The following is a 19,432-nucleotide window of genomic DNA, read 5'->3' on the forward strand; positions in this document are numbered from 1 at the left end:
GATGCTTATGTCAGGGTCCTCATGGCGCGGTCGAGGAAGTCGGTAACCGCGGCGGTGAACGCGTCGTTGTTGTCGCCGGCAACCATGTGACCGGTGCCGGTGACGTCCGTCGTTTCGGCGTGCCTGACGAGCTGGCGGAATTCGCTGACGGTTTCCTGGGAGACTACGTCTGAAAGTGCCCCGCGTACCAACAGCGTTGGGGCCGTGATTCGACGTGCTCCTTCGGCGAGGAATCCGCTGATGGCGTCGAACTCCTCGCTGCCCGTCATGAGATTGCCTTGGAGGACATCGAAGTTGGAGCTGATGAAGGCCGGGTCCCAGCGCCAGATCCATCGGCCATCGCTACGTTGGCGCAGAACCTTGTGCAGGCCGTCGAGATTTTCGGGTCGCGCGCGGCGTGGGTTGTATTCGGCGATGACATCGGCGGCATCATTGAGCGTGCCGAATCCGTCGGGGTGTCCGGCCATGAATGACAGGATGCGACGGGCCCCATGAAATTCCATTCGCGGGGTGATGTCGACCAGGACAACGGCTGCCCAGAGGTCGGGTGGGGCCAGCAGATGGGTAGCGAGGATGATCAGCCCACCCAGCGACGCGCCGACGACGGCGGGGGGACTGTCGGCGCTGACGTGTCCTCGTACCGAGATCAGATCGGACACAAACCGTTCGATGTCATATTGTCCGCTCGGGTCCCAGTCGCTGTCGCCGTGACCTCGTGTGTCGTAGGCGACGACGGTGTAGCCGTGGGAATAGAGTCGACGGGCGGTGGTGGCCCACGCGTGACGGTTCTGGCCGCCGCCATGGAGCAGCAACACGACGGGGTGAGTCGCGGCGTGCCGGTAGCAATCGGCCACGAGAGTGATCCCGTCGCTGGTGCGGATGCGCTCTCGGCCAATTGTCATGTGGTCCGGTGTGGTCGGCCGTTGTGAGTCGAGGATTTCCGTTGCGGCCACCAGCTGGCCTCGCGCAGGAGCGTAGCGATCGCGGGCACCGTGAGGGTGCGAACGACGAAGGTGTCGAGTAGTAGGCCGCAGCCGACGATGAATCCGACTTGGATCATGATTCCGACAGAGCCGACCATCAGGCCGAACATACTCGCGGCGAAGATGAGCCCGGCTGAGGTGATGACTGAACCGGTGTTTGCGACCGTGCGTAGCACGCCGACGCGAATGTTGTGAGCGGATTCTTCGCGTAACCGCGAGATCAGCAGCATGTTGTAGTCGGCGCCGACGGCGACCAGGATGATGAACGCCACAAGCGGTACGGGCCAGGCGATTTCCTTACCCAGGCCGTATTGGAAGACGAGCGTCCCAATGCCCAGTGCCGCGCCATAGTTGAGTACGACCGTACCGAGGAGGTAGAGCGGGGCCAGCAAGGCACGCAGGAGAAGGACAAGGATCACTCCGACGATGACGAGCGTGGCGATCGCCAGCAGATGAAAGTCGGCCGACAGCAGGCGCTGAATATCGGAGTTGACGGCGGGGAAACCGGCCATCGATATCGTGGCGTTGGCCAGGGAGGTGTTCGGGCGTGCGGCCCCGGCAACTTCGGTGATTTTCTGAGCGAGATCCATCGCTTGGCTGCTGTAGGGGTTGTAGCTCGATTCGATCGCGAAGCGGGCGGTCTTGCCATCGGCCGACATAAAATGTTTTGCCACATCGGCGAACTGGCGATTCTCGAAGGTGTTGGCGGGCAGGTAAAAGCCGCTGGCGTTGTCCGAACCGGCGCTGGACCGCGCGGAATTTTGTAATTGGGTGGCGACCTGACTCATGCCGGACAACATTTCGATGTTGCTGTCGGCAAGGGTGTGCACGCCGGTGGCCAGGGCTTGTGCACCCGACGCGAGCTGGCTGATGCCGTTTTGGAGGCGGCGGATATTGCCGGCCATGTCGGCGGGATCGCCGAGTGCTCCGAAAGCCTTGTTCAGCGAGGTGACCGTGCTCTGCAGATCTGCTACGGTGCCCGCCGCATTGTCGCTGCCCGGCTGGTACATGTCGCCCAGGTTGGCGAGCTGGCTGAAAAAGCCGCCATCGCGCAAGGTCACCAGAATCTGCACCTGATCGCGGATCTGGGCACACTCGGGTGTGGTGGCACACCACGGGGAGGTGTTGAGCGCACCAACCAGCGGATCGATCGTGGCGATCGCGTTTTGGGCTTGTTGAGCTTCTTGACGCAGTCCCGGCCCGGTTCGGATCGCTTGATCGATGGTTGGTGTGGTAGCCGAAAGTTGCTGCAGCAGAGGGCGAAAGTGTTGAAATTGCGATCCGCTGGACTGGGCTTGGGTAAGGACCGCGGTCAGCGGTGTCAATGCCGTGCGCAGGGTGGTGTCAAGTTGCGCCAGGCCGCCGGCGAGTTGGTCGGCGCCACTGGTGAGTTTGGCCAGGTCGTCCTTATGGGCGTCTCCCTTGGCGACCGCGCCGGCCATCTTGTTGCCGATCTGGCCGTTTTGCCACGAGAGCTGTGCCTGATCGAGGCGTGCACCGGTGGGCCGAGTGACACCGGAAACCTTGGTGACGCCCGGCAATTGCGACACTCGAGACGCCATTTCATCTAGGTCGGCTAGGCCTTTACTGGTGCGCATATCTGTGGGTGATTCGACGACCATGAACTGTGTGATGACGATATCTTTGCGGAAATGCCTATCCAGCAAGCGATAGCCCTCATTGCTGGTGGTCGTCGCCGGCTGTCCTTGCCGATCGTCGTAGCTGATGTGCATAGTCAGCGCGACAGCCGCGAGGCCTAATACAAGTGCCAGGCTGGCGGCCAGCAGTGGGGCGGGTCGGCGGACCACGGCCACGGCGATCCAGTTCCAGTATCGGCGCGTGCGGTCAGCTTTGGGTTCGCCAATGCCATGTTTCGCGGCAAGCGCCAATACCGGAGGAAACAACGTTACTGTAGCTGCGACTCCGACAAAGACAGCGATCGCGCACGCCGGGCCTAATGCGCTAAATACGCTCAGCTTCGCAAAGACCAAGGATAGAAACGCAAACGCCACAGTCGCGGCGGAAGCCATGATCACCCGCCCGATGGTGGCGGTTGCGTTAATCACAGCCAGGTCAGCCGAAATCATCTGGCGGCGCTGCTCGTGATACCGGCTGATCAGAAACACGGAATAATCGGTGCCGGCACCCAACAAGATGGCAGTCATGAACGCAATCGTGAATTGCGACACCGGCATTCCTGATTCGCCCAGCGCCGAGAGCACCCCGCGCCCGACCGCCAGGCTCACACCGATCACGAGCAATGGCAGCAACGCGGTAACTAGTGACCGATAGATGACCAGCAAAATCACCGCGATCAGACCGGCTGTCACGATGGAGATGCCAATCAAATCCTGCTCAGCCGAATCGATTAGATCGCTGAATGTCGCGGGAGGTCCGGTTACACGAACGATCGTGGACGTACCGCTAAACGACTCGGCGACAATAGCGCGCACCGCCCGAACGGATTCCGCCGCTCTAGGATCGCCGAGCGTGCCAGCTACCCCGACCGGCACATACCACGCCTTGCCATCCTGGCTCATCGCCTGACCCGCAGTAACGGGGTCGGCTAACAGATCCTGAACCAGTCGCACGTGCTGGGAGTCGGCACGCAACCGCGAAACCATCGTTTTGTAGCGCTGACGCACCGGCGCAGTCAGGCCCGTCGGGTCCTCGAATGCAACAAAGACGGTGGTCTTGGACCCCTGCTCGCCGAATGCCGTGCCCATCCGGTCAACCGTCTGCAGCGATGGAGCATCAGGGGGGACCAGATTCACCGACTGCTGTTTCACAACGGTTTCCAGCTGGGGGAACAGCATCGCCAGGACGCCGGCGGTCACCACCCACGCCCCGATGACCAGCACCTTATGTCGGATGCTGAACCCCGCCAGGCGAGCTAGTCGATCACTGTATGCGCCCTCGCCCGCCGCGACCTTGCGAAGTTGCTCCCGAACTGGGCGACTCAGCGTCGCCACCCCCGAGGAAACCCACCCGTTGTCCGCCATCCCCCACCTCCGTTATCCCAAAAGAAACTAACGGTGTCGGAACAGTACCGCTAGTACCCTTTCGCTTCGTCGCCGAAACCGCGACAGGCGTGCACCCGTCGACCGCTACCGCACTACTCACCTGGATTGGCCCGAGAGCACCCCGCAGGCGACGGACCAGCATTTCGCGCCTGGCGCGACGTGCCCCTCGGCGCGCAGGTTGATTGACCGTGACGACGCACCGTCGCCGAAATTCTGAAAGGTTCATGAACGCCGCAGACGAAAAGCCAGCCGGGAAGTTAGCCTGGTGGGATCGTCGTGCACGTGGTTGTACATTTCCCGGTTCATCAAATTGTCGTCCAGGTATGAGCAGTAGCGAGGCGGGTAATGCCGAGGACGAACGCGGTCTTGGTCCGGCGGCGTTCGGTGGATGTCACTGGTAATGGTGCGGCCGCTGAGCCTGAAACCGCGAGCCGCACTCATCCACACTTGGGTCCTGGTTAGCGCAAGCAGCGCATTCATCGCAGAACGCCATCCTCGGCGTGTGCGAGTCCCTGCCGCACAAGTTGGGAGGGTTCGTGGGATGGCCTCATGAACCGACATGCCAGCCGTGCATTGGTGGCCTTTTGGACCACGGGTTGTTCGAGCCGTTGCCTGATCACGAATCCCCCTACTACGCACAAACCCCTACGAATAACTGTACTATTGGTAGCGCTATGCTACCAACAGTAGCGTTAGTTGGGTAGTGGCTGGATCAATCGCCAATGCAGATGCGATTCGGTGCGGGCCAGGTATGCGTAGGGTTTACGGTGACCATATGGAGCGCGACGGTTTTGACATGCCGGTCGACGACGATGTCGATCCGCGCCTGGTGCGCTCCCGGACCCGGCTATTAGATGCAGCCACCAAACTCCTCAGCGCCGGCGGGATTGAAGCCGTCACCATAGACGCGGTCACCAAGGCCTCTAAAGTTGCGCGCACGACCCTCTATCGCCACTTCAGCAGCTCCACTCAACTACTGGCCGCCACATTTGAACGGCTGCTGCCGCAGGTTCACCTTCCGCCGGCGACGGGATCGTTGCGCGACCAACTCATCGAACTGTTGAGCCGACAGGCCACGCTGTTCCAGGAGGCGCCGCTGCACGTCACCACACTGGCTTGGGTCGCGCTTGGCCCAACATCAAACAGCACTCAGGAGACCTACGATCGGCACGCGCTGCGGACCCGGATCATCGAGCAGTATCGCCAGCCGTTCGATCTACTTTTGCAAAGCCCCGAAGCCTGCGCCGACCTCGATGAATTCGACCCCGAGCTGATCCTGTGCCAACTCGTGGGGCCGGTCGCCTTCGCGCGCCTCACCGGGCTGCGTGCCATCGATCGTCAAGACTGTGAGCGCATCGTCGATGACTTCCTCGCCGCGCACCGCCGCAAGGTCGACGAGCCCGCATCGTAGTGATCCCGCTCCGCGGGAATGGCGCCGCCCCAGCCGCTCTGCCTGACGCGCAGTTCGGCTAATTTGCCGACCACGAGATAGGCAAAGACATATAGCCCCGGATGAGGCCCGACCGCAGGCGCTGCGCGTTCTCTAGGTCGACTTCCCAGTTGGGCACTCGGGCCAGCAGGGCGCGCAACGCTATCCGGGCCTCCATCCGCGCTAATGACGCACCGAGACAGAAGTGGATACCTCGGCCGAACGCCACTTGATGTTCGGGTTTGCGCCCGATATCGAACACGTCGGGATCAGCAAACACTCGTTCGTCACGGTTAGCCGAGCCGAACAACAGCAGCACTGAATCACCGACGGACATCGTGACGCCATGCAGCGTGACGTCGCGGGTCAGAGTTCGTGAAAGTCCTTGCACCGGTGAGTCATACCGGAGGAGCTCCTCAACTGCGGGACCAAGCAAGTTGTCATCGGCGACTAGTCGTCGGCGAATGTCGGGATCGCTCGCAAGCACTACTGCGGCGTTGCTGAGCAGGTTCGAGGTGGTCTCATGGCCTGCGATGAGCAGCAACAGGCAAAAGCCAAGGAGGTCCTCGTCAGTAAGACGCTTTCCGTCGATCTCGGCGGACACCAAGGCCGACATCAAGTCGCCGCGCGGTTCGCGTCGACGCTCGGCGAGGAAGTCGGTGAAGTAGGCATAGACGGCCGCAGCCGCGGCCAGCCCCTCGCCCATCTCACCGCGCGCCGGATTGGACTGGACCATCGTGGTTGACCACTGCCGAAACTGTGCGCGGTCCTCGCGAGGAATGCCGAGCAAATCAGCGATCACCATGGCCGGCAGGACGGCGGCAAAGTCGGCGGCAAAGTCAACCGACCCTGCGCCCCGGTCAAGGCAATCTGATAAATCCTCCGCCAGGTCCTCAATCCCACTACTTAACGCCGCGATGCGCCGCGGGGTGAACGCCTTGCTTACCAACGCGCGCAGCTGATCGTGTCGCGGGGGATCCATCAAAATCATCATGGGCAAGAACGATGCGTGGAAATCTGAGCCCGGTGGAGTTGGAAATATGCCGTCCACGGATGAGTAGGTGTGATGGTCAAGCAGCGCGCTGACGACATCTTCGTGGCGACTGAAAACCCACGTGTTGGAATCGGCTGCGCGATACAGCGGGGCTTTGTCGCGCAGCTGCCGGTAGATGGGGTAGAGATCGTCCTGAATCGTCGCATCGAACGGGTCGTAGCGAAGTTGCACCGTCGTCATCTGAGCTCCTACCGCTGTGAATCTAATTATACGGCTGTCTAATCCAGTAGTTTAGACTGTAAGTCCAACCGAGAGGAGCGTCAATGCGCGAGGTTCCGCGAAAAATTGCCGACCGCCTGCCGCCGGCGGCGGCACTTTTCGCAGACCGCGGGCTCAACGACACCAAGATCGAAGACGTCGCCGCCACCACCGGCATCGCCAAGGCCACCCTTTACTACTACTTCGCCGGCAAAGAGGAAATACTCGCCTTCCTCCTCGAAGACGTCCTACAGCAAGTCGCGCACGAGGTCGCCGCAGTCGTGGAGGCAGAAGGCTCCGCCGCTCAGCGCCTGCACGCAGTCATCAGTGCCCAGCTGCGCGTGATGGCACAGAGACCCGCCGTCTGCCGCGCTCTCATCGGGGAACTGGGCCGCGCCGCCCGCATGCCCGTCATCGCCGACATGATCAGCGCCGCATACTTCGCACCCGTCGAGACGTTACTTCGCGCTGGCGCCGGCGACGGCTCACTCGTGACCCTCGACAACCCAGCAGTTGCCGCGATCGCGCTATTCGGTGCCGTCACGACCAGCGCACTGACCTACCTAGTGCTTGACGATGCGCTCGACGAAGATCGAATTGCCAGAACAATTCACGACCTCGTTTTTGTCGGTTTACGACCGCGCTAGCCGTCCCCCGCACCGCGTGGACGGTAGTGCGCAGCTGAGCATGGCCCGCGACTCGGACTATCCGGAGCATCCAGGCGACGCGGGGTCGTCGGAGTGAGCTACAGACAGCGCGTGACGCAGCGGATGAAGTACGGCTGGCCCACCCGTATGCACCGCCAGCCGCAGCTGCTCAATGACTGTGTGCACCTGACGTCGCTCTTCAGTGTCGGAAAGTCCGAATTCATAAAGCTCCCAACGATATTTATGATCCTCCAGCCGCAGGAGTAGCTCGTTGATCACGTTGTCCAGGTCCATCTGCTCAGCGGCCAATTCCTGATGATTCCTCGGCCGCTCACCATCCGGCAGGCGCGGCGACAGTTCGATGGTCACGTGCTAAGCGTATGTAGCCGGTTGCTGCAATGCGACGGTCAGAGGTGAATTGCGTTAGATCACTTACGGCCCGCGAGTTGTTCGTCGCGCACCGCCTTCGCCCGATCCGCCGATAACGCTGCCGCGAGCTGGGATGCGAACGCTGGTCCGTCGTTCACAAGGGCGTAGCCACCCGCGAAGCCGCCTTGGCGGCAGAGAAGTCGCCTCCGACAGACGTTGCGGTGGCGTACTTTGCCAGTCTTGGAGTTTGTTCGTTGAACTGCGACGCGGGTCATTCGCGGAACGAGTGCGGTGGGGAAGCAGTGGGTGCAATCGCTATGAATGGCCTGTGAGCGAGACCACCGACGGATGATCCTTCGGGCCGTCAGGTATGCGTCCTGGGCGATCTCAACGACTGCGGTTGCTCGTTCCAACCCGTGGACCCCCCAAAAGCGACCCGGTCCGCGGCCCGGCCGCCGCCAGGCCTCCGGAACGATGTGCTGGTATTCCTTGTCGCCCAATCTATTCGGTGATGAGTGCTTCGTGAAGTAGATCGCCAAGCGTTTGGGGTCGCAAGCACGCAATCCGTTGAGGCTGTCGATAGCCGTACCGGCGCGCAAGTGGCGTGTGCGTTGTTCAGGGTCGGGATGGGCGACGACTTCCGCCCATTCCTGCGACAACCATTCGCTGAACCTACGGCCTGATCGACCGACGGTATACGGGGGAGCCATCCATAGGTGAATGTGTGGTGCGCCGCGGCGTTGAAATTCCATCTTCCAGATGTAGCGCGCTGGTTCACCCCATTCGCGCTGAAATCGTTTGCGCCACAGCATCATATGTCGCTTTACGCTGGCTCCATCGGGTGCGACCGATTCCCAGTCGCCGGGGTAGGTCAGCGTGACCATCGCGGGTACCCGTCCGCTTTCCACCATCGGCGTGTAGTCCAGCTCGGCGAAGGTGCGGCACATCGCCGCACGCGACTTGCGGGACCATTCGGTGATCGCACGGCCCGACGGGTCAGGCACATCACGACCGGCCTTTATGCGGTCTACCTCGCCCGCTACGTCCTGCATGTGCTGGCCCACGGTCCGCTCAGATGCCTTCTCCGCGCGAACGGGATTGGTCCAGCCGAGACGGACGACGCCCGGGCCGATCGTGATCCGGAATCGCCCGCACTCAGGTTCGACATCCAGCCGGTCCCGTCCATGCGCCCATGGTTCGGCCGGTTCGAACAGCGCCGCTGCCGAGGCCACCATGTTGGGCCTCGGGAACCGCAGCCCCAAGGCATCCGAGGCCGACAGTTCCGCATCAACAATGCCGTCGACGGTGTCGCGGACACTTTTGGCGCATATAACAAGCCCGTTGGTCCCAGCCGGAACACGGTCTACGCCGCTCCCGCCGTCCGACCGACCGCTACCGCTCTCGCGCCCTGCGGCCTTGCCGGCCTCGGGCACTCGCGGTCTACCGGCGTCCGCCGCTCCGTCCGTGTTCCGGCTGGCCGTTCGGGTTGTGTCCGGCCGAAGGGTGAGTCGCTCCGCAATCGAGCTCGTTGAATGCGCGCTCGACCTCGTGATGCCGGGCATCGGGTACCTGCTCCCCGGGAGCCCCCAGCGCGCATCACTGAGTGACGGGCGATGAAGGGTCCCTTGTCGGGAGTGCTGTCACCGTGTCCGGTCTGTGTCCGATCGCCGGACGAGCAGCCTGCGTCAGACGCGCTCAGCGCGGCGTATTTGACGTATGGGAGTCATTAAACCGCAGGCCAGCGGCCGTTCCATCCACCTGAAAAGCGGAAGGTCGCCGGTTCGATCCCGGCCCTGGCCACCTCTCTGATGGTCTGCGTAGACGTGGCGCTTGCCCTCGGTGTTTGTGTGGGTTTGCCCGGTTCTTGTTCGGTATTGCTTATTGAATCGCCGGTTTCAGTCGTGGGGAGCGATCGAGGTTGCTTGCGACTTGATCAAGTTTGTCTGCGTAGAGATCGCTGGAGATGCTGGCGGTGACTTTCGTGCCGAGCGGCCCATGGTCTTGTGCACGTAGCGCAGATCTTCAGCACCTCGCTCCAGGGCTTTTCAGTTTCTTCGCCGATACAAACGGCAGCTCAATAACCGTTGACGGACTACCAAAACGCATCGCTTACTATGACTAAATCAACTAGATGATGGGCTCCTAGCGATCTGCTCGATCTCATCCACCGATTTCAACATGATATGACTAAAGATAGTAGCAGTACCCACTATCAAAATAGCGCAGTCGCCACGCAGGCATAGTTTGATATGCGCATCATCCACTTCCGATACTTCAATACCGGGTGCGTACCCCTGTCTGTATAGAAAGGCTCCTAGCTGCCCGGATGCGAGGTTTGAATTTGCAAGCGTAACCCATCTCCAGATTAGGTATTTCTCCGCCAAATTAAACGTCGATAGCTTTGCATCCGTCGAGCGTTGCCCTCGATCGTCAATCGTATCGACCACCCACCACGCGCCGTCATTGCGAAGATGGATCGAGTAATCTCTGGAGTTGAAGAGGATTTGGCAGTCATCACAGTCAGTCGAAACGGATACGTCCGGAAGGCCCGACCGAGATGACCACTCAACCCAGTTTACCGATAAGCGGGAGAAATCGACCATTACTCAATTAACCCTTCTTACGACGCCAAAGCCAATCAGATCGTCCACTGAACCAGTCTTTCCGTCCGGCCTGATAATCCGATATTGTATGCCGCCGCCGGGTTGGTGGAACCAGGGTGCGGCTTGGGATTGTTCGATATGCCAGCCAGGCGGGAGCCCCGAAGGGTCGTCTACGACGTATTTGAAATAAGGGTTGGAAGCACTGCCTGGTGGCAGCGAAAGCTCAGCGAAAGGTGTTCCTTCGGGGGCCACGTAGCCACCACCGGGATAGCCGAACCGCCCAAGCTCGGTGCCAGGGGCTAAGTGGGCGTCGGGGACAACGGTGCCAGGTATTGCGTAGGGCTTGCTGGCTAGGCTGTCTTCGGGGTAGATGAGCCTGCCGTCAGCGGCAGTGAATTGCGGTCCTGGCTCAACGGGATGATAACCCTCGAATAGCGGCGAATCGTGCGACAGCGGGGGCGGGGGCGGCGTCTCAACGGCCGGCGGTGGGGCATGCGGGCCGCTGCCAGCCAAGGGCGGGTCGTGGGTTACAGGTGGTGCGGGGTGTTCGCCGCCGGGTAAGGGAGCCGGGTGCTCGGCAGCAGCGGGGGGCACGTGAGACACGGGGGCGTGACCGGCAAGGTCCTGGGCTGCAATTTCCGCGCGGTTCTCGGCCTGGACAACCGCGCGCGGCAGGACGTTGTCCGCCGTGACGCCAGTGGCGGCGCCTGCGCCGGTTTCGAGAGCTTCGCGAGTGAATAGCGTTTTCATGCCCTGCCAGGCGGCTTCAACCCCGACTTTGCCGGCCGTGAAGGTGGGGCCGGCGCCCACGGCGGTAAAGACGGCGTTCTGCAGCAACTCGTCATTCGGGATGGCGCGGCCTTCATCCAAGATGCGGGTGCCGACCAGTTTGCCGTCTTTGTAGGTGTAGTAGGCATGGGTGCCTTGATCGAAGATCTCGCCGGTGCCGTTCTTCAAAGACCCCGTCACCTGCATCGTCTGCCCGTCGATGGTGTAGCTGAACAGCAGCTTCCCGTCCGGGCCGATACTTACCGACTTCGGATCAATACCCGAATAGTCGGGAATCTTGCCCAGCTCATCCAGCGCGTTGGCGAGGTTCTTTTTCAGCTGAGGCAGCTTGGCCAGGGCGGCTTGGGCTTCCGGGCTGCCCGCCCCATGCGTGTAGGCGTCCTTCGCGGCATCGTCGACGGCTTTCTGGGCCGCCTTGACGCGGGCCATGGCGTCGACGACCGCTTGGTTGTTCGCTTGAGCGAGGCCGTCCAGCGTGGATTTGGCATCAGGTGCATTGGGATCTGAACGCGGGTCGCTCGCTTGGCCATCCGCTGCCTGGGCACCGGTGGCTGCCCTCAATACAGCCGCCAAATCGGAATTGGTTTTCTCAGCGGTGGCCAGCAGCGCCGTGATCTTGCGTTGCAGCTCGTCGACTTTGGCTTTGACCTTCTGGATATCGGCGTCGGCCCACCCGCTGGTATCCGGTGGGATCACCGCGTTGCTTGTGGTGTCGATGTGCACCGCCGGCGCGGCCGCCGCCTCGGCGAAGATGTCGGCGAGTTCTTTTTTGACCCCTGTGGCTTCCTGATAGGCCTGCCCGGCGCCAGCCCACACCCGAAACGCGTTTTGCGCTGACAGCTCCATTTTGGTGCTGCTCTTGGTTATCGCATCCTGGGCGGTCGCGCCGGCGTCACCATGCCAGGTAGCAAAGACCGGCAGATTAGCGACGTTTTGCGCGGCTTCCCGGCTGTGCCGTGCCCGTGCCGCCGCAGCGTCGCCCAACTCGTGGATCTGTTCGGGGTCCCACTCCTGCAGATCGGCGAGCGTCAAACCCACCCGTCAGATACCCATTCGTTTGGCTACCCTCCAGGCGGCAGCGTCAATGTTTGCGGCCCCGTCGGTGTCGGTGGTTTCATATTCGGCGCCTGCCATCCGCAAATTCTCGGCGTGCTCGCACAGTTCACGGTGCTGGCCGGTGCTTTCCTCTTGCCAGTGCGCGGCCAACTCTGCCAGTGCCGCCGCGCTGTCTCCGATAAACCCGGCCTGGGCAGCCGCGATGCGCTCATGCGCCGCCGCATGTCCCGTCAAGAAATCCCCGGCATTTGCATCAACCTGCTCACCCGCGAAACGCACATCTACCGGGTCTACCCGCAAATTCTCGGCCACCACGCTCACCCGATCTTTCACACAGCCACATCCGACCGGTTTGGGAAAAGTTTACCGCCGCCCGAACACGTCCCGATGCGCCAAAAACTCAAATGAGAGAGCTTCCACCGAGCGCACGTTCGTGCAGGCAGCAGGTAACACCGAGATCGCTGATTTCTCGACGATCGAGGACAATTCCGACCATGTGGGTCATTCGACGGTTCCTGGTGGGACTGCTCGTCACGGCATGCAGCATCTGCTGGCCGGCATCGGCCCACGCCGACGTGCCGCCTGTGAGCGCGAAGGCGCAAGCGGCGGGATTGGTCGACGTTCGAAGTTTCGTTCCCGACGCGGTCATCGACCTGCGGTATGCGACGCCCAACAATTTCACGCGGATACCGTTGTATCCGGCCAACGCGCGCTGCCTCGTGCATGAATCCATGGCGCCGGGTCTTGCGGCCGCGGCCAACGCGCTGCGCCCGAAAGGAGCAGTTCTGGCTTTTTGGGACTGCTACCGGCCGCACCAGGTACAGGTCAGGATGTTTCAGGTGGTGCCCAATCCAGCATGGGTGGCGCGACCCGGCCAGTACGCACACAGCCATGAGGCGGGGCGCTCGGTCGATGTGACGCTTGCCGGCGCGCAATGCCGACAAGCCTGCCTGGTCGACATGGGAACCGATTTCGACGACTTCACTCCCCGTGCCCACGCATTCGCCACCGACGGTGTCAGCACCACCGCGCAGACAAACCGGGCCCATCTTCGTGATGCCATGAACATCGGTGGGCTGACGGTGTATTCGGGCGAGTGGTGGCATTTCGACGGTCCCGGGTCGACCGTTGACCACCCGATCCTTGATGTCCCCGTCAACTGAAAGCTAGGAGCTGCACGGTGACTCGCTACACCCACGGCCACCATGAGTCGGTGCTGCGTTCGCATCGACAGCGCACCGCCGAGAATTCCGCGGGGTACCTCTTACCGCATCTGCAACAGGGGATGGCGCTGCTGGACATTGGCTGCGGACCGGGAACGATCACCGTCGACCTGGCCGCATGTGTCGCACCGGGCCAGGTCACCGCCGTCGACATCACTGATGACGCGTTGGATGCCGCCCGGGCAGTGGCGCGGGCCCGCAACCTGTCCAACGTCGGATTCACCACCGCCGACGTGCACGCACTCGAATTCGCTAATGCCACCTTCGACGTCGTGCACGCACACCAGGTACTGCAGCACGTCGCCGATCCGGTTCAGGCACTGCGAGAGATGCGCAGGGTGTGCGTGCCGGGCGGCTATGTCGCCGCGCGCGACGCCGACTACGCCGGCTTCATCTGGTATCCACAGCTTCCGGCGCTGGATCGGTGGCTGGATCTCTACGACCGGGCTGCCCGCGCCAACGGCGGCGAGCCCGACGCCGGGCGCCGGCTGCTGTCCTGGGCCAGGCAAGCCGGTTTCGACGACATCACACCCGGCGGCGGGATCTGGTGCTTTGCCACGCCCGAAGACCGCGAGTGGTGGGGCGGCATGTGGGCGGACCGGATTGTGCAGTCGGCGCTGGCCGACCAGCTGGTGGACTCGGCGCTGGCCACGAGCGACGAGCTCGCCGAGATCGCCTCCGCGTGGCGGGCCTGGGCAGCCGCGCCTGATGGTTGGTTGGCGATTCCGCACGGCGAGATCCTTTGTCGTGCATAGCGATGGTCCGTCCACATTCAGTCCAGGAACAGGTCGGGAATCGGCTGGTCGCCGCCGCCATAGCGCGACAAGTCCTGCCCGCGCAAGACTTCGGCGTCGATGTAGCAGTTGCCGGTGGTCTGCCGAGCGGGGCGGGAGAGGATCTCGACGGCCGCGTCGGCCATGATCTCCGGACTGCGCGACGAGGCCGCAAGCCGCTCGCCGTCAGCCATGTTCGCCACTGCCGCGGTCGCGATGTAGGTCTGCGGCCACAGGCAATTGACCGCAATCCCGGCCTCGGCGAACTCGGCCGCCCAGCCCAGCGACAACAACGTCATCCCGTACTTCGACAGCGTGTAGGCGGGGTGTGCGCCCAGCCAGCGGGGGTTCATGTTCACCGGCGGCGAGATCGTCAGCACATGCGGGTTGGTGGCGGTACGCAGATGTGGCAGGCAGGCGCGGGTCAGCAGGAAGGTGCCGCGAGTATTGACCTCCTGCATCAGGTCGAACTTCTTGGCCGACAGATTCTCGGTCGGTTCGGTAGCGATGGCGCTGGCGTTGTTCACGCAGACGTCCAGCCCGCCGAACCGAGCGACCGCGGCGTCGACCGCGCGCTGCACGTCTTCTTCCCGGCGCACGTCGCCGACCACGGCCAAAGCCTTGCCGCCGGCCGCCTCGATTTCGGCGGCCGCGGTGTGCACGGTGCCGGGCAGACGGGGATGCGGTTGGTCGGTCTTGGCCAACAGCACCACATTGGCCCCATGCTTGGCCGCGGCGATACCGATCGCCAGACCGATCCCACGGCTGGCGCCGGAGATCACCACCGTGCGGTCGTCAAAAGTACCCATCACTCTCCTTTGGCCTGGTCAGCCATGCGGTATTGGCATTCTCTTTTTTGGCAAGTACGTTATCAGTCGATGGATAACCACACTGAGACCTCGTCCGGCATCCCGCTGGAACCCGTGTACGGGCCGGGGGACCGTCCTGTCGAGCCGCCGCCACCGGGCACCTATCCATTCACCCGGGGCAATTTCGCGAGCGGTTACCGCGGCAAGCTGTGGACTTTCCGTCAGTACTCCGGGTTCGGCACCGTCGAGGCGTCCAACCGCCGCTACCGCTACCTGCTGGACCAAGGTGGGACCGGCCTGTCGGTAGCGCTTGATCTGCCCACTCAATGCGGCTTCGACTCCGATGACCCCGAAGTGGGCGAGGAGGTCGGCCGGGTCGGCGTGGCGATCGACACCCTCGCCGACGCCGAGATCCTGTTCGACGGCATTCCGCTGGACAAGATCAGTACCAGCTTCACCATCAACGGCACCGCCGCGATCCTGCTGGCGTTTTACGTGGCGGCCGCCGAACGCAAGGGTGTGCCGCGGGCCAAACTCACCGGGACCATCCAGAACGACATCCTCAAGGAATACGCATCGCGCGGGACGTGGATCTGGCCGCCGGAGCCGTCGCTGCGACTGATCGCCGACACCATCGAGTTCTGCGCGTCCGAGGTACCGAAGTTCAACGCGATCTCGGTGGCCGGCGCGCATTTCCGCGACGCCGGGGCCAACGCGGTGCAGGAGATGGCGTTCACGCTGGCTGACGGCGTCACCTATTGCGACACGGTGGTGGAACGCGGCCGGATGACCATCGACCAGTTCGCCCCGCAGATCTCATTCTTCTTCTACACCCATGGCGACTTCTTCGAAGAGATCGCCAAATACCGTGCCGGACGGCGTCGTTGGGCGACCCTCGTGCGAGAACGCTACGGCGCCACCACCGACAAGGCGTCGATGTTCCGGTTCGGCTGCGTGTGTGGTGGCGCGTCGCTGTATGCACCGCAGGCGCAGAACAACCTGGTGCGGGTGGCCTACGAGGCGATGGCCGCCGTGCTCGGCGGCGTGCAGTCGATGTTCACTGCGGCCTGGGACGAGCCGTTTGCGCTACCCAGCGAGGAATCCACCACGCTGGCGCTGCGCACCCAGCAGATCCTGGCCCACGAAACCGGTGTCGCCCGGGTCGCTGATCCGCTGGGCGGCTCCTACTTCGTCGAAGCGCTCACCGACGCCACCGAGGCCCGCATCATCGAAATCATGCACGACCTCGAACAGCACGGCGGAATGGTGCGCGCCATCGAAGACGGCTATCTGCAAGGCCTGATCGCCGACGAGGCCTACCAGATGCACCAGGACATCGAGGCGGGCACTCGCCCGGTTGTCGGCGTCAACCGGTTCGTCTCCGAAGAGCCGGCGCCCGAGATCGTCACGTACGAGCTCGACGCCGAGGGACGCGATCTTCAGCTCAAGCGGCTGTCCAAGGTCCGAGCCGAAAGAGATTCGGCCACAGTAGAATCCAGTCTCGCCGCATTGTCTCGTGCCGCCGAAGGAACCGATAATCTCATGCACAATCTGATTGACTGCGCCAACGCCTACTGCACGGTCGGCGAGATGGTTTCTGCACTCAAAGCGGTATGGGGCGAATTCGAGCAACCGGTGGTGTTCTGAATGACAGCACGAATCCTGGTGGCCAAACCCGGCCTGGATGGACACGATCGCGGCGCCAAGATCGTCGCCCGCACCCTGCGCGATGCCGGGTTCGAGGTGATCTATACCGGGATCCGGCAGCGCATCGAGGACATCGCGTCGATCGCCGTGCAGGAAGACGTGGCCGTGGTTGGGCTGAGCATCCTGTCCGGTGCGCATGTCGCGCTGACCACCCGAACTATCGAAGCGTTGCGTGCCTCCGACGCCGCCGACATTGCCGTCGTTGTCGGCGGGACGATCCCGGAGGCCGACGTGCCCAAATTGCTGGCCGCCGGTGCCGCGGCGGTCTTTCCGACCGGAACAGCGCTGGACGTGCTGGTGCGAGAGGTCCGCCAGCTCACCGGCGCCCCCGAACCGACCGTGGAGGAACCGTGCGTCTCGGAGTAATGATCGGCGCCGAGCGTGGCGACTCGGCCCGTAAGGTCACCAAGTTGCTCGCCGATATCGAGTGGGCCGAGAACGTCGGCATGGATACCGCGTGGATCCCCCAGGTGCCCAACGATTTCGACGCGCTTACCGCGGTGGCGCTGATGGCCACCCGCACCACCCGCATCGAACTCGGCACCGCCGTCGTGCCGCTGCAGGCTCAGCATCCGATCGCCTTGGCGCGCCAAGCGTTATCGGTGCATGCCGCCACCGGCGGCAGGTTGGCCCTCGGCGTCGGGCCCTCGCATCACTGGATCATCCGCGACATGCTCGGCCTGCCCTACGAGCGGCCGGCCGGCTTCACCCGCGACTACTTGGAGGTGCTTGCGGCCGCATTCGGAGGACCCGGCCCGGTCGATGTCGACAACCAGAGTTTCTCTGTGCACAATCCGCTGGATCTGGCCGCGGTGTCGCCGCTGCCGGTGCTGGTCGCCGCCCTCGGCCCGGTGATGTTGACCCTTGCCGGGGAGCGGACCGATGGCACCGTGCTGTGGATGGCCGACGAGCGAGCCGTCGCCGAGCATGTCGTGCCGCGTATCACCAAGGCTGCCGACAACGCCGGGCGGCCCGCGCCGCGGATCGTTGCGGGTATACCGGTGTGCCTGTGTGCGCCAAACGAAGTCGACGCAGCACGGGAGCGCGCCAATCGGATCCTCGGAGAGGCCGAAGTTTCGCCGAACTATCAGCGGCTGCTGGATTACGGCGATGCCAAAGACGTCGGTGACATCTGCGCCGCCGGCGACGAGGAGGCCATCCTTGCGCGATTCCGTCGGTTCGCCGACGCCGGCGTGACGGATCTTTCGGTGCGGTTGCTGCCAATCGGTGACAACCGTGACGAGCTCGTCGCGTCCAAACGGCGGACCCGCGAAGTCATCGCGGCACTGGGTGCCGAACTGCGATGACGGGACCACTGGCCGGTATCCGAATCCTCGAGGTCGGCACCATGCTGGCCGGCCCGTACGCCACCATGCTGCTGGCCGATCTCGGTGCGCAGGTCACCAAGGTCGAGCCGCCGGGCGGAGAGATCTCACGGCAGGTCAGTGACAGCTATTTCGCCAGCCTCAACCGCAACAAGGCCAGCATCTGTCTGGACCTGAACTCGCAAGAAGGCCAAGCCAAGCTGGGCGAGCTCGCGGCCGAATCCCACGCGCTGCTGGTCAATCTGAAGCCATCCGCGATCCGCCGACTGGGCCTGACCTATGAGTCGTTGCAGCGCTTCAACGAACAGATCGTCTGCGTGGCGATCACCGGCTTCGGGCTGCACGGCGGGGACGACCCGGCGTTCGACTACGTCGTCCAAGCAGCCACCGGAATCGCGGCGCTGACCGGCGACCCGGATGGCCCGCCCACGCTGCCCGGCTACTCTTCGGCGGACAACTCCACGGGAATGAGCGCTGCGCTGGGGCTGCTCGCGCACATCATCTCCGGCCGCGGCGGCCAGGTCGACGTGTCATTGCGCGACGTGATGCTCTCTCAGCTCAACTACCACGCGTCCGCCTATCTGAATGACGGTGTCGAGCCGCAGCGGCGAGCCTTCGGCGCGCACTCCTATTACGTTCCGGCCCAGATGTTTCCGACCGCCGACGGCTATCTTGCACTGTTCGTCACCCACGACGGCTTTTGGAAGGCGTTCGCCGGTGAGGCGAAGATCGAGGGCTTCGAGGCGATGGCCGAGCGGGTGGCGCGCGCCGACGAGGTGCGCGCCGTCGTCACTGAAGCTTTGGCGACCGACACCGCCGCCAGTTGGGAAACGCGGCTGCGACCACTCGGGGTGCCGGCTGCAGCCGTGCGGACGTTGCCCGATGCGCTGAAGGCGACACCCGAGATCATCGTCACCGCAGGCGATTTCCGTCTCGTCGGCAACCCGATTCACATCGGCGGCTATCAGCCGGACTATCGGCCGCCGCCCAAGTTGGACGGCTAAGGGTTCGAGTAGGCCCGGGTCGGTGCGATGAGAACAGCGGTGCGACGCTCCTCGCGCATCACCCGGTCGTAGGTGTCCCAGTCGTCGTGGGTTCCGCCAGCCGCGGTGAATATTTCGCGGAGCAATAGTCGCAGCCGTTCCTCGTCGAGGTCCGAGTGGGGGTCGTCCGGGCCGATCAGCTCTGCCGACCCTTCGACGGCGGCCCACTGCCAGCCGGACTTGGCCACGACCGTAGCGCGCGGATCGGCGCGGAGGTTGGCGAGCTTGCGGGAGCCGCCGATGGCCACCAGCCCGACGACCGGCACATCGGTCAGCGGGTGTTGCAACACACCGGCATTCACCACCGAGGACTGGATACTGCCGTCCCGGCGCAAGGTGCTGAACACGCACAGCCCGTGATCACGTGACAGGTGATTCGCAAAATTCGAAAGCTCGGCCAT

The 19,432-nt window shown here is 63.2% G+C and carries 18 protein-coding genes; 8 read left to right on the forward strand and 10 right to left on the reverse strand.

Annotated elements, in window-relative coordinates; translation table 11 throughout:
• Positions 1 to 5 precede the first annotated feature (5 nt).
• Both AC5Y5W_RS01605 and AC5Y5W_RS01610 read right to left on the reverse strand, forming a co-directional pair.
• Positions 6 to 902 (reverse strand): alpha/beta fold hydrolase, encoded by an 897-nt coding sequence (locus AC5Y5W_RS01605; RefSeq protein ID WP_014710939.1) that lies wholly within the window; start codon positions 900 to 902, stop codon positions 6 to 8.
• Entirely contained in the window at positions 899 to 3,985 is a 3,087-nt protein-coding gene (locus AC5Y5W_RS01610; RefSeq protein WP_024636820.1) for an MMPL/RND family transporter, read from the reverse strand. Before AC5Y5W_RS01610 ends, AC5Y5W_RS01605 begins: the two co-directional genes overlap by 4 nt.
• Positions 3,986 to 4,781: 796 nt before the next feature.
• Here AC5Y5W_RS01610 and AC5Y5W_RS01615 point away from each other — a divergent pair.
• The gene (locus AC5Y5W_RS01615) at positions 4,782 to 5,417 is read left to right on the forward strand and encodes a TetR/AcrR family transcriptional regulator (RefSeq protein WP_014710941.1); all 636 of its coding nucleotides are present in this window, start codon (positions 4,782 to 4,784) and stop codon (positions 5,415 to 5,417) included.
• Between the two features lie 58 nt (positions 5,418 to 5,475).
• Here AC5Y5W_RS01615 and AC5Y5W_RS01620 read toward each other — a convergent pair whose 3' ends face one another.
• Complete coding sequence (locus tag AC5Y5W_RS01620; protein ID WP_014710942.1) at positions 5,476 to 6,669, reverse strand: cytochrome P450; 1,194 nt, start codon at positions 6,667 to 6,669, stop codon at positions 5,476 to 5,478.
• Positions 6,670 to 6,752: 83 nt separating this feature from the next.
• Between AC5Y5W_RS01620 and AC5Y5W_RS01625 the strand changes: the two genes are divergently transcribed.
• On the forward strand, positions 6,753 to 7,334 hold the full coding sequence (locus AC5Y5W_RS01625) for a TetR/AcrR family transcriptional regulator (protein WP_014710943.1): 582 nt from the start codon (positions 6,753 to 6,755) through the stop codon (positions 7,332 to 7,334).
• Between the two features lie 57 nt (positions 7,335 to 7,391).
• Here AC5Y5W_RS01625 and AC5Y5W_RS01630 read toward each other — a convergent pair whose 3' ends face one another.
• The 5 genes from AC5Y5W_RS01630 to AC5Y5W_RS01650 all read right to left on the reverse strand — a co-directional run bounded on the left by AC5Y5W_RS01630 (position 7,392) and on the right by AC5Y5W_RS01650 (position 12,484).
• Positions 7,392 to 7,703: a hypothetical protein gene (locus tag AC5Y5W_RS01630; RefSeq protein ID WP_131806047.1), complete on the reverse strand. Its 312-nt coding sequence runs from the start codon at positions 7,701 to 7,703 to the stop codon at positions 7,392 to 7,394.
• A gap of 59 nt (positions 7,704 to 7,762) precedes the next feature.
• Positions 7,763 to 9,136: a rolling circle replication-associated protein gene (locus tag AC5Y5W_RS01635; RefSeq protein ID WP_224097131.1), complete on the reverse strand. Its 1,374-nt coding sequence runs from the start codon at positions 9,134 to 9,136 to the stop codon at positions 7,763 to 7,765.
• A gap of 690 nt (positions 9,137 to 9,826) precedes the next feature.
• Entirely contained in the window at positions 9,827 to 10,306 is a 480-nt protein-coding gene (locus tag AC5Y5W_RS01640; protein ID WP_500008743.1) for an Imm61 family immunity protein, read from the reverse strand.
• A gap of 3 nt (positions 10,307 to 10,309) precedes the next feature.
• A complete protein-coding gene (locus AC5Y5W_RS01645; RefSeq protein ID WP_500008744.1) occupies positions 10,310 to 12,133 on the reverse strand; it encodes a glycohydrolase toxin TNT-related protein in 1,824 nt (607 codons plus the stop codon).
• Positions 12,134 to 12,136: 3 nt separating this feature from the next.
• Positions 12,137 to 12,484: a WXG100 family type VII secretion target gene (locus AC5Y5W_RS01650; protein WP_500008745.1), complete on the reverse strand. Its 348-nt coding sequence runs from the start codon at positions 12,482 to 12,484 to the stop codon at positions 12,137 to 12,139.
• 152 nt (positions 12,485 to 12,636) lie between these two features.
• Between AC5Y5W_RS01650 and AC5Y5W_RS01655 the strand changes: the two genes are divergently transcribed.
• Positions 12,637 to 13,314, forward strand: coding sequence for a M15 family metallopeptidase (locus AC5Y5W_RS01655; protein WP_500008853.1), 678 nt, complete (start codon positions 12,637 to 12,639; stop codon positions 13,312 to 13,314).
• A 17-nt stretch (positions 13,315 to 13,331) separates the two neighbouring features.
• Positions 13,332 to 14,129, forward strand: a complete 798-nt coding sequence (locus AC5Y5W_RS01660; RefSeq protein WP_500008746.1) for a methyltransferase domain-containing protein — start codon at positions 13,332 to 13,334, stop codon at positions 14,127 to 14,129.
• A 17-nt stretch (positions 14,130 to 14,146) separates the two neighbouring features.
• Here AC5Y5W_RS01660 and AC5Y5W_RS01665 read toward each other — a convergent pair whose 3' ends face one another.
• Positions 14,147 to 14,956 carry an SDR family oxidoreductase gene (locus tag AC5Y5W_RS01665; RefSeq protein ID WP_500008747.1) on the reverse strand — a complete coding sequence of 270 codons (810 nt, stop codon included), beginning with the start codon at positions 14,954 to 14,956 and terminating at the stop codon, positions 14,147 to 14,149.
• Positions 14,957 to 15,025: 69 nt separating this feature from the next.
• Between AC5Y5W_RS01665 and AC5Y5W_RS01670 the strand changes: the two genes are divergently transcribed.
• From AC5Y5W_RS01670 to AC5Y5W_RS01685, 4 genes are read left to right on the forward strand one after another with little or no spacing between them, the layout of a single operon-like run.
• Positions 15,026 to 16,603 carry a methylmalonyl-CoA mutase family protein gene (locus AC5Y5W_RS01670; RefSeq protein WP_500008748.1) on the forward strand — a complete coding sequence of 526 codons (1,578 nt, stop codon included), beginning with the start codon at positions 15,026 to 15,028 and terminating at the stop codon, positions 16,601 to 16,603.
• The gene (locus tag AC5Y5W_RS01675; protein WP_500008749.1) at positions 16,604 to 17,029 is read left to right on the forward strand and encodes a cobalamin B12-binding domain-containing protein; all 426 of its coding nucleotides are present in this window, start codon (positions 16,604 to 16,606) and stop codon (positions 17,027 to 17,029) included. It begins immediately after the preceding gene.
• Positions 17,014 to 17,970: an LLM class F420-dependent oxidoreductase gene (locus tag AC5Y5W_RS01680; RefSeq protein ID WP_500008750.1), complete on the forward strand. Its 957-nt coding sequence runs from the start codon at positions 17,014 to 17,016 to the stop codon at positions 17,968 to 17,970. Before AC5Y5W_RS01675 ends, AC5Y5W_RS01680 begins: the two co-directional genes overlap by 16 nt.
• Positions 17,967 to 18,992 (forward strand): CaiB/BaiF CoA transferase family protein, encoded by a 1,026-nt coding sequence (locus tag AC5Y5W_RS01685; protein WP_500008751.1) that lies wholly within the window; start codon positions 17,967 to 17,969, stop codon positions 18,990 to 18,992. The genes AC5Y5W_RS01680 and AC5Y5W_RS01685 overlap by 4 nt, the downstream gene beginning before the upstream one ends.
• Here AC5Y5W_RS01685 and AC5Y5W_RS01690 read toward each other — a convergent pair.
• Positions 18,989 to 19,432 (reverse strand): TIGR03618 family F420-dependent PPOX class oxidoreductase, encoded by a 444-nt coding sequence (locus tag AC5Y5W_RS01690; protein WP_500008752.1) that lies wholly within the window; start codon positions 19,430 to 19,432, stop codon positions 18,989 to 18,991. The two genes, AC5Y5W_RS01685 and AC5Y5W_RS01690, sit on opposite strands and share 4 nt — an antisense overlap.

The organism is Mycobacterium sp. NGS51 (assembly GCF_059812525.1).

What these genes read in the sequence shown, in the direction of transcription:
- AC5Y5W_RS01665 (WP_500008747.1), bottom strand. Translation starts at nt 14,956, where the DNA reads ATGGGTACTTTTGACGACCGCACGGTGGTGATCTCCGGCGCCAGCCGT.
- AC5Y5W_RS01640 (WP_500008743.1), bottom strand. Translation starts at nt 10,306, where the DNA reads ATGGTCGATTTCTCCCGCTTATCGGTAAACTGGGTTGAGTGGTCATCT.
- AC5Y5W_RS01620 (WP_014710942.1), bottom strand. Translation starts at nt 6,669, where the DNA reads ATGACGACGGTGCAACTTCGCTACGACCCGTTCGATGCGACGATTCAG.
- AC5Y5W_RS01675 (WP_500008749.1), top strand. Translation starts at nt 16,604, where the DNA reads ATGACAGCACGAATCCTGGTGGCCAAACCCGGCCTGGATGGACACGAT.
- AC5Y5W_RS01610 (WP_024636820.1), bottom strand. Translation starts at nt 3,985, where the DNA reads ATGGCGGACAACGGGTGGGTTTCCTCGGGGGTGGCGACGCTGAGTCGC.
- AC5Y5W_RS01685 (WP_500008751.1), top strand. Translation starts at nt 17,967, where the DNA reads ATGACGGGACCACTGGCCGGTATCCGAATCCTCGAGGTCGGCACCATG.
- AC5Y5W_RS01625 (WP_014710943.1), top strand. Translation starts at nt 6,753, where the DNA reads ATGCGCGAGGTTCCGCGAAAAATTGCCGACCGCCTGCCGCCGGCGGCG.
- AC5Y5W_RS01615 (WP_014710941.1), top strand. Translation starts at nt 4,782, where the DNA reads ATGGAGCGCGACGGTTTTGACATGCCGGTCGACGACGATGTCGATCCG.
- AC5Y5W_RS01690 (WP_500008752.1), bottom strand. Translation starts at nt 19,432, where the DNA reads ATGGCCGAGCTTTCGAATTTTGCGAATCACCTGTCACGTGATCACGGG.
- AC5Y5W_RS01670 (WP_500008748.1), top strand. Translation starts at nt 15,026, where the DNA reads ATGGATAACCACACTGAGACCTCGTCCGGCATCCCGCTGGAACCCGTG.
- AC5Y5W_RS01605 (WP_014710939.1), bottom strand. Translation starts at nt 902, where the DNA reads ATGACAATTGGCCGAGAGCGCATCCGCACCAGCGACGGGATCACTCTC.